12 protein-coding genes are annotated in these 13,949 nt (G+C 52.2%); 11 read left to right on the top strand and 1 reads right to left on the bottom strand.

Annotation, left to right across the window (positions count from 1 at the left end; translation table 11 throughout):
- Nucleotides 1–102: 102 nt before the first annotated feature.
- The 10 genes from hoxE (at nt 103) to K9N57_07310 (ending at nt 10,034) form a co-directional block, all read left to right on the top strand.
- Nucleotides 103–609: a bidirectional hydrogenase complex protein HoxE gene (hoxE, locus tag K9N57_07355; protein MCF7803989.1), complete on the top strand. Its 507-nt coding sequence runs from the start codon at nt 103–105 to the stop codon at nt 607–609.
- Entirely contained in the window at nt 602–2,239 is a 1,638-nt protein-coding gene (gene nuoF, locus K9N57_07350) for an NADH-quinone oxidoreductase subunit NuoF (protein MCF7803988.1), read from the top strand. The genes hoxE and nuoF overlap by 8 nt, the downstream gene beginning before the upstream one ends.
- 3 nt (nt 2,240–2,242) lie before the next feature.
- Nucleotides 2,243–2,962: a bidirectional hydrogenase complex protein HoxU gene (gene hoxU / locus K9N57_07345; GenBank protein ID MCF7803987.1), complete on the top strand. Its 720-nt coding sequence runs from the start codon at nt 2,243–2,245 to the stop codon at nt 2,960–2,962.
- Nucleotides 2,963–2,971: 9 nt separating this feature from the next.
- Nucleotides 2,972–3,505: an NADP oxidoreductase gene (locus K9N57_07340; GenBank protein ID MCF7803986.1), complete on the top strand. Its 534-nt coding sequence runs from the start codon at nt 2,972–2,974 to the stop codon at nt 3,503–3,505.
- Between the two features lie 41 nt (nt 3,506–3,546).
- Nucleotides 3,547–4,971 carry a Ni/Fe hydrogenase subunit alpha gene (locus tag K9N57_07335; GenBank protein ID MCF7803985.1) on the top strand — a complete coding sequence of 475 codons (1,425 nt, stop codon included), beginning with the start codon at nt 3,547–3,549 and terminating at the stop codon, nt 4,969–4,971.
- On the top strand, nt 4,971–5,444 hold the full coding sequence (locus K9N57_07330) for a hydrogenase maturation protease (protein MCF7803984.1): 474 nt from the start codon (nt 4,971–4,973) through the stop codon (nt 5,442–5,444). The genes K9N57_07335 and K9N57_07330 overlap by 1 nt, the downstream gene beginning before the upstream one ends.
- Before the next feature lie 352 nt (nt 5,445–5,796).
- A complete protein-coding gene (locus K9N57_07325; protein ID MCF7803983.1) occupies nt 5,797–6,036 on the top strand; it encodes a zinc ribbon domain-containing protein in 240 nt (79 codons plus the stop codon).
- Between the two features lie 255 nt (nt 6,037–6,291).
- Complete coding sequence (locus tag K9N57_07320; protein ID MCF7803982.1) at nt 6,292–7,293, top strand: YhdH/YhfP family quinone oxidoreductase; 1,002 nt, start codon at nt 6,292–6,294, stop codon at nt 7,291–7,293.
- Nucleotides 7,294–7,693: 400 nt separating this feature from the next.
- Complete coding sequence (locus K9N57_07315) at nt 7,694–9,544, top strand: hypothetical protein (protein ID MCF7803981.1); 1,851 nt, start codon at nt 7,694–7,696, stop codon at nt 9,542–9,544.
- Nucleotides 9,528–10,034: a cupin domain-containing protein gene (locus tag K9N57_07310; GenBank protein ID MCF7803980.1), complete on the top strand. Its 507-nt coding sequence runs from the start codon at nt 9,528–9,530 to the stop codon at nt 10,032–10,034. The genes K9N57_07315 and K9N57_07310 overlap by 17 nt, the downstream gene beginning before the upstream one ends.
- 374 nt (nt 10,035–10,408) lie before the next feature.
- On the opposite strand, the gene K9N57_07305 is transcribed toward K9N57_07310, so the two are convergent.
- Nucleotides 10,409–11,062: a hemolysin III family protein gene (locus K9N57_07305; GenBank protein ID MCF7803979.1), complete on the bottom strand. Its 654-nt coding sequence runs from the start codon at nt 11,060–11,062 to the stop codon at nt 10,409–10,411.
- Nucleotides 11,063–11,660: 598 nt separating this feature from the next.
- Between K9N57_07305 and ccsA the strand changes: the two genes are divergently transcribed.
- On the top strand, nt 11,661–13,922 hold the full coding sequence (gene ccsA, locus K9N57_07300) for a cytochrome c biogenesis protein CcsA (GenBank protein ID MCF7803978.1): 2,262 nt from the start codon (nt 11,661–11,663) through the stop codon (nt 13,920–13,922).
- Nucleotides 13,923–13,949 lie beyond the last annotated feature (27 nt).

Here is a 13,949-nt window from a genome sequence, read left to right as displayed (position 1 = left end):
GGAGAATGGCATGTCTTTTGAAACTTTAATGCTATCTATGGTTTTTACACCACAAATACGGGCTGCTTTGACGGACTATTTTTTTGAATTTCGGAGGGCTGCATGCAACACGTTGACGTAAAACAACCCGAACCGCCAACCGACGATAACCGCTGGAAGCTGCTCCAGGGCAAGATGCGGAAGCTCGGCATCGGGCGATCTTCACTTATCGAAACGCTGCACAACGTACAAGACATCTTTGGCTATCTGGACGAATCCGCGCTGAAGTTTGTCGCCGGGACGCTCCATGTCCCGCTGAGCCGCGTCTACGGCGTGGCGACGTTTTATCACTTTTTCAATCTCCGCCCCCAGGGCGAGCACACCTGCGTGGTTTGTACCGGCACGGCATGTCACATTAAGGGCGTCGACAAATTGATCGACCAAATCGGTGAAGTCGCGAACGTCGAACCGGACGAAACCTCGCCGGACGGCAAGGTCTCCCTGCTCACGGCACGGTGTATCGGGGCCTGCGGACTGGCGCCGGCGGCGGTGTTCGACGGCGAGGTGGTCGGGAAGCTGGACGAAGAAACCGTCACCGGTAAACTAAAAGGCTGGTTAGACAATGACTAGAGAAGAATTGCAGGAAATCGCGGAAAACGAACTAGAAGCCCGGGAGGAATTGGATCACCTGATTTTTGTCTGCAACGCCGCCTCCTGCCAGTCCTCCCAGGGATTACAGCTCATCGAGAGTCTCAAGTCCGGCATCGAGGAAAAGGAATTGGGCGATACCGTGGAAGTCAAGGGCGCCGGGTGTATGGGATTATGCGCCGCCGGGCCGCTGGTTTTGATCGAACCGGACGGAATCCTCTACACCCAGGTCAAACCGGAGGATGCCGGTGAGATATTGAATCATCTGGAATCGGAAGCGGTAGAGCGATTGAAAACAGATTTAGAGATGCCGTTCTTCGGGAAGCAGGTGAAAATTGTCCTGGAGAACTCCGGCAAGATCGACCCGGAAAAGATCGAAGACTACATCGCCATGGAGGGATACACTGCTCTGAACAGAGTCATTACCGAGATGTCTCCAGGCGAGGTCATCGATGTGATCTCCGACAGCGGGCTCCGGGGCCGGGGTGGCGCCGGCTATCCCACGGGACTAAAATGGAGCACCGTCGGCATCGCCGAGGACGTTCAGAAGTACGTGGTCTGCAACGCCGACGAGGGCGATCCCGGCGCCTTTATGGACCGGAGCGTGCTGGAGAGTGACCCGCACCGGGTGCTCGAGGGCATGGCTATCGCCGGCTACGCCGTCGGTGCGGACAAGGGATATATCTACGTCAGGGCTGAATATCCGCTGGCAATAGAAAGATTGCGGGAGGCCATCAAGCGGGCTCGCCGGCTGAATCTGCTTGGCAACAACATCTTTGGAAGTCAATTTAGTTTTAACCTGGAGATTCGTCTGGGAGCAGGCGCGTTCGTCTGCGGCGAAGAGACCGCGCTGCTCGCCTCCATTGAGGGGCGACAGGGTCGACCGAGACCACGACCGCCCTATCCTGCCGAGTACGGTCTCTGGGGGCACCCGACGCTCATTAATAATGTAGAAACCTTCGCCAACGTCGCGCCGATAATCCGGAATGGAGCGGAGTGGTTCGCGTCCATCGGGACCGAAAACAGCAAGGGTACCAAGGTGTTTGCCATGGCCGGCAGCATCAACAATACTGGCCTCATCGAAGTGCCTATGGGCATCACGCTGAGGGACATTATTTACGACCTCGGCGGTGGATTGCCGGAGGATCTGAAATTCAAGGCGGTGCAGACCGGTGGGCCGTCCGGTGGCTGTGTCCCCGAGGAGCACCTAGACATGCCGGTGGATTATGAATCATTGAAAGAGGTCGGCACCATGATGGGCTCCGGCGGGATGATCGTTGTAGACGCTTCTTCTGACATGGTCTCAGACGTGGCGAAGTATTTCGTAGAGTTTTGCAAATCGGAATCCTGCGGAAAGTGCGTTCCGTGTCGCGTTGGCACCGCGCAGATGTATGATTTGCTGGATAAAATTTCCAAAGATGAAGCTACGCAGCGCGACCTGGATCTGCTGGTGGATCTCTGCGACGTAGTGCGGAACACCAGCCTGTGCGGACTGGGACAGGCAGCGCCGCAGCCGGTGCTCAGCACGCTGGAATATTTTAAGGAGGATTACGACGCCCATCTGCAGAAGGCGACGGATAAGTTAACCCACGCAGTGCAGAGGGAGGAATAAGTCATGGCATCACGGACAAAAGTGAAAACCCTGACCATCGATGGGAAACGGGTCGGCGCACGGGGAGATGCAACCATTCTAGAGGTTGCCCGGGAACACGACGTCTACATCCCGACGCTCTGCTTTCTGGAGGGATTGCGCCCCAACGGCGGCTGCCGGATGTGCATAGTCGAGATTGAGGGCTCGAATAAGCTCCAGCCGTCTTGTGTCACACAGGTGTACGAGGGCATGGAAGTCCACACAGATTCGGAGCGTATACAAAATTACCGAAAAAAGATCCTCCAGTTGATCTTCAGCGAGCGGAATCACGTCTGCTCGGTCTGCGTCTCCAACGGCAACTGCGAGCTGCAGGATACGGCGCAGAAACTCGGCATGGATCACGTGGAGTATCCGTATCTGTATCCGCATATGGAGGTGGATGCCACCCACGATCGGTTCGCCGTGGATCACAACCGCTGCATCATGTGTACGCGCTGTGTTCGGGTCTGCGAGGGCGTGGAAGGCGCCTACACCTGGGACATCGCCAACCGGGGCATCAATGCGAAAGTAATTACCGATCTCAACCAGGACTGGGGCGATTCCGAAACCTGTACCAGCTGCGGGAAGTGCGTCCAGGTGTGCCCCACCGGCGCACTGTTCGAAAAGGGCAAAGCCGTGGCAGAGATGAAAAAGACACGGCAGTTCCTCCCGTACCTGTCGGTTATGCGCGAAGAAGAGGAGTAGGAGACAACCATGAGCAAAGCACGAGTCGCAACAATCTGGCTGGACGGATGCTCCGGCTGCCACATGTCCTTCCTGGATATGGACGAGGCGCTGCTGGACATCGCTGAGAAAATCGATCTCGTTTATAGTCCATACGTTGATATTAAAGAATTTCCCAGCGATGTGGATGTCACCCTGGTCGAAGGCGCGGTGAGCAGCCGCGAGGATCTGGAAAAAATTCAAAAGGTTCGGGAAAATTCGAACCTGGTTATCGCGTTCGGCGACTGCGCCGTCACCGGCAACGTGCCGGCCATGCGCAACTCCTTTCCGCTGGAATCGGTATTTGAGAGGGCATACAAAGAAAATGTGACCGTCCAGGAGACCGTCCCGACGGAAACGGTGCCGGAACTGTTCGAGAAAGTCCGGCCGGTGCATGAGGTGATAAATGTCGACCTCCACATGCAGGGCTGTCCGCCGCCGGCAGAGACTATCAAATACGCGCTGACCGAAATTCTGGAAGGCCGGACGCCGGAACTCACCGACAAAACCCGGTTCGGCAAATAAATCTATGCGACATTCAACTATCGAAGAATACAGGCGCTATTATGGCTGAAAAAATCACCATCGATCCCGTTACCCGCATCGAGGGGCACGGGAAAATTACCATCCATCTGGACAAGTACGGCTACGTGGACGACGCCCAGTTTCACGTCACCCAGTTCCGCGGATTCGAGAAGCTGGTGGAGGGCCGTCCATTCCAGGAGATGCCGTCCATCATGGCGCGCATCTGCGGTATCTGTCCGGTGAGTCATCTCATCGCTGGCGCCAAGGCCGGAGACGCCATCATGGCGGTACAGATTCCTGAGACCGCCGTCCGCCTCCGCGAAATCCTGAACCTGGCGCAGTTGGTACAGTCCCACGCCCTAAACTTTTTCCACCTCTCCTCGCCGGACTTCGTGTTGGGCATGGATAGCGATCCCGCGAAGCGGAACATCTTTGGCGTCATCGAGTCGGACAAAAATTTTGCCAAAGATGGAATTCGCCTTCGCCAGTTCGGTCAGCAGATTATCGAAAAACTCGGCGGTAAACGGATCCACTCTCCGTGGGTGGTGCCCGGCGGCGTGAATGAGCCGCTCACAGAAGAAGTCCGGGACGAAATCCTCACCGGAATTCCCGAAGCGATGGAGATTGCCCAGCGCGTGTTGGTCTGGTTCAAGCAGACCATGGAGGATTACCGGGACGAGATGCGCACCTTTGCGAATTTTCCTACCAAATTTCTGAGCCTGGTGAATGCAAAGGGCGAACTGGAGCATTACGATGGTATGCTTCGCGTCGTGAATGCTGCAGGGAAAGTCGTCGAAGAATTCCATCCGGAGCACTACCAGACATATATCGGCGAGGCGGTGGAGCCGTGGAGCTACCTTAAGTTCCCGTACTTTAAGCCGGACGGCTATCCCGACGGCATCTACCGCGTCGGGCCGCTGGCGCGCCTGAATACAGCCGACGGCTGCGGTACCCCGCTGGCGGATCAGGAGTGGACGGAGTTCCGCGAACTGGAGCGCGGCCCGGTGGTGCTGAGCTCGTTCCACTATCATTACGCCCGGCTCATCGAAATCCTTCACGGACTGGAGAAAATAGAATCTCTGCTGCAGGATGACACCGTGCTCAGCGATCATCATCGTGCATTCGCCGGGCCGAACAACCGGGAGGGTATCGGTGTTTCCGAGGCGCCGCGCGGCACCCTGATCCACCATTACAAGATCGATGGGCAGGGTTTGATTACCGATGTCAATCTCATCATCGCCACGGGACACAACAACCTGGCCATGAACCGAGGCATCCTGCAGGTGGCCAAGCAGTATGTGAAGTCCGACGAGTTGGAAGAGGGCATGCTGAACCGCGTGGAAGCCGTGGTGCGGGCGTTCGATCCCTGTCTGAGCTGCTCCACCCACGCCGCCGGACAGATGCCGCTGGATATCCAGCTTATTAACTCCGACGGCGAACGCATCGACCGGCTGGTGCGCGATTGATGTCACGCATCCTGGTCATCGGATACGGCAACACCCTCCGCGAGGACGACGGCATCGGCCCGCGGGCCGCCGAACTGCTCGAGGAGCGGTTATGTGACTCGGATGACGTGCGAATACTCACCGTGCACCAACTGCTGCCGGAGCACGCGGCGGAAATCGCGGAATCAGAGTATGTCATTTTTATCGACGCAAGCGAAACTGGCGAACCCGGTGATATCTCAGGAGTGGACGTTTCTCTCTCACCTTCCACTCTCCCAATGACACATGCACCGTCACCGGGTTTGCTCCTTTCCATGGCGAGAGATCATTTCGGTGCGAGACCGAGAGCAACACTGTTTACGCTCACCGGATCTTCCTTCGGCTTTCGGGAAGGGTTGAGTGAGACGGTCACTTCTCAAATTCATCAGTTCATCGACGAAATTTTTAAGTTTATCCAATCTCAGGAAAAAGTGGGCGTCCCAGAACTCCAATAATAATTTCGGACAGGGGTGACTTGTTCAGGGAGGGGCAATCAGTGACTCCTTTGAATGAGATTCAAAGGTTATATCAATGAGCCTCGCAATCTCATTGCGAGGTGATTATTCATTTGTTTGTATTTAAAACCTTTCGGCGACGCTGATAGCGTTCACCGACAGGTTTTGTTTCATGTTGAAATCAGATTTCAAGGCAACCTTTTGCTCTCCAATTCTCGATCTCCAATATTTCCGCTTTTTCCGAGAACATCTCTGAATAGTATAAGAAGACGGGTAACACTCCTGTTGGAATCTTCAATAAAATACTCGTATTATTAAATCTTCCATTTTTCAGAATAAAAAGGAGATCGATATGAGTATTGACGAACAGCTCGGTGCCAAATTTCAGTGTCCCAAGTGCAAAAATTCAGGTGGCGAGACCAGTCGATTTGCCGCAACTGGTACCGGATTGTCGCGATTTTTCGACGTCCAGCATAAGCGGTTTATTACGGTCTCCTGCCGGAATTGCGGATTTACGGAGATGTACAATCCGAAAATCCTGGAGAAGCAGAGCAAGGTCGGGGATGTACTGGATTTTATCTTCGGCGGGTAAAAGCACTAAAACAAAATACCACCGCAGAGACGCAGAGGGCGCAAAGATATAAACAGACTAAACACTGAAAAAAAGGTGATAAATAACAAAAACAAACTACAAATAAAATCCCGCTAAACCATTCAGTAGCCTGGTCGCAAGAGCGGGTACTACCAACAGGTGAGAGGTTTGAGACTCAAGAACGGGGACTCCGGACACATGACGGTTATTAACAATAACACTATAACACGCTAACACATTAACACTATTTTCATCATGCCTTCAAAAACATTCAAAGCGCTGGTCGTCGAAGAAATCGAGAAGGGCAAATTTACCCGCGCAATTCAGGAGCGTTTCATCGAAGACTTGCCCGATGGCGAGGTACTAATCAAAGTTCGCTACTCCTCCCTGAACTACAAAGATGCGCTCTCCGCCACAGGGAACAAAGGCGTTACCCGGGAATATCCGCACACGCCGGGGATTGACAGTGCCGGAGTCGTTGAGGAGAGTGATGCTCCGAAGTTTGCTCCCGGTGATAAGGTGATCGTTCACGGATACGACCTCGGCATGAATACCTCCGGCGGATTTGCACAGTATATTCGCGTACCGACGGACTGGGTGGTACGCCTTCGGGAAAATCTGTCGCTGAAAGAGAGCATGATGTACGGCACGGCTGGCTTCACCGCTGCCATGTCCGTAAAAAAATTGCTCGATCACGGGACTGTTACAAATGATGGTGAAATTTTGGTGACCGGCGCCACAGGCGGTGTCGGGAGTTTTGCTGTTGCGCTCCTTGCGCTGGAGGGGTTTTCCGTGGTTGCAGCGACAGGAAAGACGGAGCAAGCGAACTATCTCAAATCCCTGGGAGCGTCGAAAGTAATTTCCAGGGATGAGGTCAACGATGACTCCGGGAAACCGTTGTTAACGCGACGTTGGGCTGGTGTCGTCGATACCGTTGGCGGAGTCCCGCTCTCCACGGCCATCCGATCCACGGACTACGAGGGGACGGTGACCACCTGCGGGAATGCTGCCGGTGCTCATCTGGATTTGACGGTCTATCCGTTTATACTCCGGGGCGTGAGCCTGCTGGGTGTCGACTCTGCGAATTATCCTATGAAAATCCGGCAACCGTTGTGGGAGAAAATCGCCACCGACTGGAAACTGGAAATGCTCGATGAGATGACACGGGAATGTTCACTTGCTGATATATCCGGTGAGATCGACCGGATTCTTGATGGGAAACAGGTTGGCCGGGTTGTGGTGGATTTATGGGATTAACATTTTTTTCGGCATTCAAATCTATTTCGTTTTCAAACCCGGTGCACCGAGGACAGAACGAATCAGCTGTCTGACCGAAGGGAGTTCTGATTCGTTCCCGAGGAAGCCGATGGTATGACAGAAATAGATTTGGCAGCCTTGATTTTTTCTTCCCGTTTTGCATCAAGGCAAAACGGGTTAGTTATTTGAAAAACAAAATCTTTTCTATTCACACTTTTTTAGAAAAAGTGTGCAAAAATCCGGCAGCGGAAACTTATTTGAAAACGCTTGCAGTTCGCTCCGGGTGAGAACCAGAAACTCCCTCCGGTCAAACAGCTGGTTCTCACTAACCTCCGCTCACTGAGCGTTGGAACAAATAAGTTTCCAAGGCCGACAAAAAATTTAGCAACGGTACAACTAGATGAGTTCAACTCAAAAATCAAACCGAATCAAGGCCATCAAACGCGCCTGCCAAAGAATCAACCGGCGCATTGAATCCTTGGAAGATTTGAGCAATAAATTCTCCTGGATTCGCCTAGGAATTGTTGTGTTTGGCGCGACAGTGGCCATCGCCCTCCACTTCCTGGTTGCTGAAATCGTGGCATGGATCGTCATAGGTATTTTTATCATCGCGTTCATTTTCATCGTGCGGTGGCACAACAGGCTCAAAGCGGCACTGGAGCGGTTTCGGAAGTGGAACGAGATTAAATCGGAGCACGCAGCCAGAGCATCTTTGGACTGGGCAAATATCGCGGAACCACAACTGGATAAATTCCCGCAGGAATCGGCGCATGCCAGGGATCTAAACCTGGCCGGGAGTAAATCCATGCATCATCTGATCGATACGGCAGGATCGCAGTCCGGAAGCGAACGGTTGCTCGAATGGATAACCAATCCGGTGCCGGATCCTGAGGTTACCCAATGGCGCAATGCTCTAATTCGCGAGCTGGAACCGATGACCTTGTTCCGCGATAAACTCGCCTTGCAAACAAGAGCCGAATCCGGCACACGCATTCAGTGGGGTGGCGAGTATCTCCTGCGATGGCTTGGCAGTTCCAACGCTCCGGCATCGCTGGGAAAAACTCTTGTTCTGCTCTTTGTGTTAGCAGCGCTCAATATTACACTACTCCTGCTTTATTTTCTCGCCGGATTTCCACCGGTTTTCCTGATTACCTTTCTTCTTTATGCAGGGATTTACATCATCCGCTATGGCGATTTCAGCGAACTGTTCGACGAGATATACAAGATTGAACAATTGCTGGAACCGCTGCAATCGGTAGTCCTGCATTTGGAACGGTTTCCGTACAAAGCCGGGTCGAATCTCGCTGAATTCACCATGCCCTTCACATCAGGGGATTCCAAACCCTCTCGTATTATCCGGAAGTTACAGAGATTGGCCGGGCTAGCAGCCGTCTCCCAGGGAAATGAGTTCCTGGGGATTGCGATCAATGGACTAGTCCCGTGGGATTTTTATTTCTCACGACGACTTGATCAGCTGAAGCAGGAGATCCGGCCGCAGCTTGAGACCTGGCTGGATCGATGGTATACGCTGGGAGCGTTGTCATCTCTGGCAAACTATGCCTGGCTGAATCCGGAGTATATTTATCCTGAATTCTCAACAGAAGGGGAAGAGAAATCTCAACTTGTCGCTGAAAAATTCGGACACCCGCTGATACCGGAAAAAGAGCGCGTCCGGAACGATTTTCGAATGACGGATGATAATAAAATCACACTCATCACCGGGTCAAACATGTCCGGTAAGAGCACATTTTTGCGCACGCTCGGCGTTAATTTACAGATGGCATACGCTGGGACGGTCGTAGATGCAGCCGTGTTTTCGACAGTACCGATGCGGATTTTCACTTGTATTCAGGTGACCGACTCACTAAACGACAGCATCTCGTATTTTTATGCGGAGGTACGCCGGTTAAAACAACTATACAAAACCATCGAAAACACTGACAAATTTCCGGTATTCTATTTGGTGGATGAGATTTTCAAGGGGACAAACAACCGGGAGCGACTCATTGGCAGCCGCTCGTTCATCAAAGAGATCGCATCGATGGAAGCGTACGGCGTGATTGCGACACACGACCTGGAACTGACCCAACTCGAAGAAGATATCGCATCTCTGAAGAATTATCACTTCCGGGAGACAATCGAGGAATCGCGTATGGCATTCGATTACAAATTACACAAGGGGCCGTGTCCCACCACCAACGCGCTGAAAATTATGGAAATGGAAGGGTTGCCCATTGAAGAAAACCGCTGAAGACTGGATTGAGCATCTGGACTTAGAACCGCATCCCGAAGGCGGATTTTACAAAGAAGTTTACCGCGCGGAGGAGACTATCTCCGAAGATGCCTTGCCGGATCGCTACTCCGGTGAAAGGAACTTTGGGACGTCCATCTATTACTTACTCCGCTCTGAAGATATCTCGCATCTCCACCGGCTCAAGACCGACGAAGTCTGGCACTTCTACGCCGGCAGCCGGCTGAATATGCACCTCATTAATGATGAAGGAGACCATCAGCAAATTCTACTGGGTAACAATCCGGTAGAGGGGGAGCAGTTGCAGATCGTGATACCGCATGGTGCCTGGTTCGGCTCCATAGTCGACCAGCCGGATTCCTACACGCTGGTCGCGTGTACCCTGGCGCCCGGGTTTGATTTTGCCGATTTTGAGTTGGGAGAACGAAAAGAGTTGCTTCGGGAGTATCCGGAGCATAAAAAAATAATCAGAGACCTTACGATTGATTGAATATTGATGAGTATTACGTGCTGCGTATTACGTGAAAACAGTGTTATTGTTGCGCGTTTTCTTAATCCTAATCTTAATCAGTGTTAAAGTGTTACCGTGTTAATGTGTTATGGTTAGAAACGTCATGGGTCAAGTGTCCTCAGTCTTGTGTCTCAACCGTTTCACCGGTGGGTAGTTTCCGCTCGTTCAGCCAAGCTCACGACTGGTTTAGCGGGTATTGTTAATGGTTAGGTTTTTTTCTTTATTCGTGGTTCTTCGCGTATCTTTGTGGCTCAAGTTTTTGTTCGTCTTCTTTCAGTGTCTTCGGTGTTTTTCTGTGTTTATTCTGGTATTTTCTTTGCGTCCTCTGCGGCTTTGCGGTTCAAATCTTTTTATCACCCAAACCGTATCACATACTCGTACATCATCCAGAAGTGCGCGAAGGTGCCCAGCATCACGAAGACGTGAAAGATCTCATGGAATCCGAAAAAGTTGGGCCAGGGATCCGGTTTTTTGGCACCATAGATAATTGCCCCTACCGAATAGGATAACCCACCGGCTGCCAGCCAGATGAGTGCGCCGGTTTGTAGTGTTGTCACCAGTGGCCAGACCCCAACCACGACAATCCAGCCCATGAAGATGTAGATACCCGTGGTGAGCCAGCGGGGCGCGTCCATCCAGAAAAATTTAAAAAGGATGCCGGCGAGTGCCAGTCCCCAGATCACACCGAACAGGCTCCAGCCCCAGCCGCCACGGAGCGGGATCAGACAGATCGGCGTATAGGTCGCGGCGATGAGCACAAAGATCATCATATGGTCAAATTTATGGAGCCTTCGATTCCCGGCTTCGGACAAATCAAGCCAGTGGTAGAGTGTGCTGGCAGTATACAGAAAAATCATCCCGGCGCCAAAGATGGAAAACGACACAATATGCCACGGCTTCACCGGATCAACCGCCCGTAAAATAAGCAGCACTAAACCCAGCACCGCTAACACTGCTCCGATAAAATGCGTCAGTCCGCTCATGGGATCTTTGAGGTTGCGAAACATCTGAATTCCTTTCGTAATATTCAAATCGATGCAAAGATAGAGATAGCAATGGCGAGAGCAAAGAGGATTATTGCGTACTGCGTATTGCGTGAAATTACTGTCGGTGAACGCTTAAAGCGTCGCCGACAGTTTGGTTGCTCAAGGGAGAATAATTCTCCAACATTTTGCCGGTTCGCCTTTGAATGAGATTCAAAGGCTATTATGATAAGCCTAGTAATCTCATTGCGAGGCGACGAAAATTTTTCGGACTCGCACCATGAATCCGCCGATCGTGAGTCACCCCGTCCTTTCCTTTTAATAATTCGGTGTTTTCAGTGTATCTCGGTGTTTCATTTTTTTTGTTTTTTTCGATTTTCTCTGCGCTCTCTGCGACTCTGCGGTGATTTATTTGTTCTTCGAGTAATGTGACTGATTTTCTCACTTTTTAGAGAAATCCTCGCCGTGAGCACTATCTCTGGAAATACCAAATCTGCTGAATTCCCGTGGATCACTATGGTTGAGCGATCATCCATATCTGGCACAGGATTTGAAAGCATTATACCGACATGAGAGAACAAAGCACTATATCACTGAACGACTTCTTTGAACGGAGGATTTCATGAACCAATTTGGATCTATTCTACTGGTGCTGGGGGGCATTGCGGCGGTCTGGACGATCATCCGCGGTTTGCAGGCCTGGCAGCAGAATAATAATACAGCACTCATCCGGCAGGCGCAGTACGGCATTTACACCATGTTTTTCACGATTTCGACCGCTGTGGTGATTCTGGTCTATCAACTGATGACCAGCAATTTCGTGAACAAATACGTGGCGTCGTACACGAGTGAAGCGCTGCCGACATATTACAAATTCTCGGCGCTGTGGGCAGGCCAGGCCGGCTCACTGCTCTTCTGGCTTTGGCTGATTGCTGCATTTTCGGCGCTGTTCGTCTGGCGCCATAAGGATGACTACCGCGAATTGATGTCGATTATGCTGCCGACGTTTGCGTTTACCTCGCTTCTTTTCTTCGGACTGACGATTTTCGTTACTTCTCCCTTTGAGACACTGAACTTTATGCCACGGGATGGCAATGGCCTCAACCCGCTGCTGCAGAACTGGGGTATGTCCATTCACCCGCCGCTGCTCTATCTGGGATATGTCGGCTGGACGATTCCGTTTGGCTTTCTGATTGCTGCACTCGTGACGAAGAACCTGGATTCGAACTGGCTGAAGCAGGCGCGTCCATGGACGATCACTGCGTGGCTGTTTCTAGCCCTAGGGAATCTGATTGGGGCCCAGTGGGCCTACGTAGAACTCGGCTGGGGCGGTTACTGGGCCTGGGATCCGGTGGAAAACGCCTCGCTCATGCCGTGGTTGCTCGCGACAGCGTTCGTCCACTCTCAGATTATGCAAGAGCGTCGGGGTATTTTTAAATTTTGGAACGTAAGCCTCCTGCTCATCACCTTTGCGATGACCATCTTTGGGACGTACCTCACGAGAAGTGGTGTCCTGCAATCGGTACATGCGTTCGGGGACACGGAAATGGGGCCATACTTTCTGGCGTTTTTGGGTATCGTGATTTTTGGTGGATTCGGACTCATTTTTGCCCGCCGAAATTACCTGGATTCCAGGAGTTCCGTACAAACGCCGCTCTCCAGGGAGGGGACGGTGCTGCTCTCCAATATTGCCTTTTCCGCGATGACGTTTACCGTCCTTTGGGGTACGATGTATCCGCTGACCTCGCGTATATTTTTCGGCGAGCAGCGCACTGTGGAGATCAGCTATTTTAACTCTTTGAATGTGCCGCTCGGCATTTTTGTCCTCCTGCTGACCGGTATTGGTCCGTTGATTGCCTGGCGTAAGGCGAGCAGTTCGAACTTTGTGCGACACTTTAGTATTCCGACGGCGTTTGGCGTGGCGACAGTAGTGCTCCTGGCGTTATTCGGTATCACCGCATTGTACCCGCTGGTCACCTTCGGGCTGGCAGCCTTTACGCTGGCCGGCATCATCCAGGAGTTCTACAAGGGCACGGTTGCCACGATGCAGCGGACCGGCGAGAACTGGCTGAAATCTTTTGGGACCCTGGTGATGAATACCAAGCGCCGGTACGGCGGTTACCTTATCCATATCGGCATTGTAATGATTTTTATCGGTATTACGGGCTCTTCTGCATTTAACACCGAAGCGGAAGCCAAACTCGCCAGGGGCGAATCCATGGAAATCGAAAATTACGTGCTGACGTATTCGGAATTTGTGGAGAACCAGAATGCACTGAAATACAGCGGGATTGCCGTCCTGGATATCGAGAAGAACGGCAAGTACGTCGGCCAGATTCGTCCGGAGAAAGCCAAATTTTACAAGAGTGACCAACCGATGTCAGAAGTTGCCCTCCGGATGACGCTGGAAGAAGATCTGTACGTCATCCTTGGAGGATTTGATAAAGAGCGCAATGTTTGGGTCACTGCCAGAGTGAATCCATTGATCAACTGGATGTGGCTCGGTGGAATTATGCTCATCATTGGAACAGTCGTCGCACTCTTCCCGGAAACCGACAGCAAGAAGCGGACTCACACACGGAAGCGACTGCAGGATATCGACGCGGAGACGATTATACGCGAACTGAGCGAAATCGAAATCGACTATGCGGAAGGCAAGATCGACGACACGACCTACAAAGAAGAGTACGAACCGTACGAGCATGTAGATGCCTGGATTAAGCGCGCCGCCAACGCCAAGGCCGAGCAGCACAAAAACGGCAATGGAAAGGCAGATGTGGCGACCGCTGAAGCGGTAGAAGCCCAATTCTGCCATACATGCGGCACGCAGTTACCACGCGGTTCACGATTCTGTTCCAATTGCGGTGAACGCGTAAACACCTGACACATCACGGAAGGAGAAGTCATACTC

It is taken from the genome of Candidatus Neomarinimicrobiota bacterium (genome assembly GCA_021734025.1).
Classification (GTDB): domain Bacteria; phylum Fidelibacterota; class JAANXI01; order JAANXI01; family JAANXI01; genus JAANXI01.
Note: the sequence above shows the minus strand (reverse complement) of the source record. Positions and strands in the feature narration are given on the sequence as shown.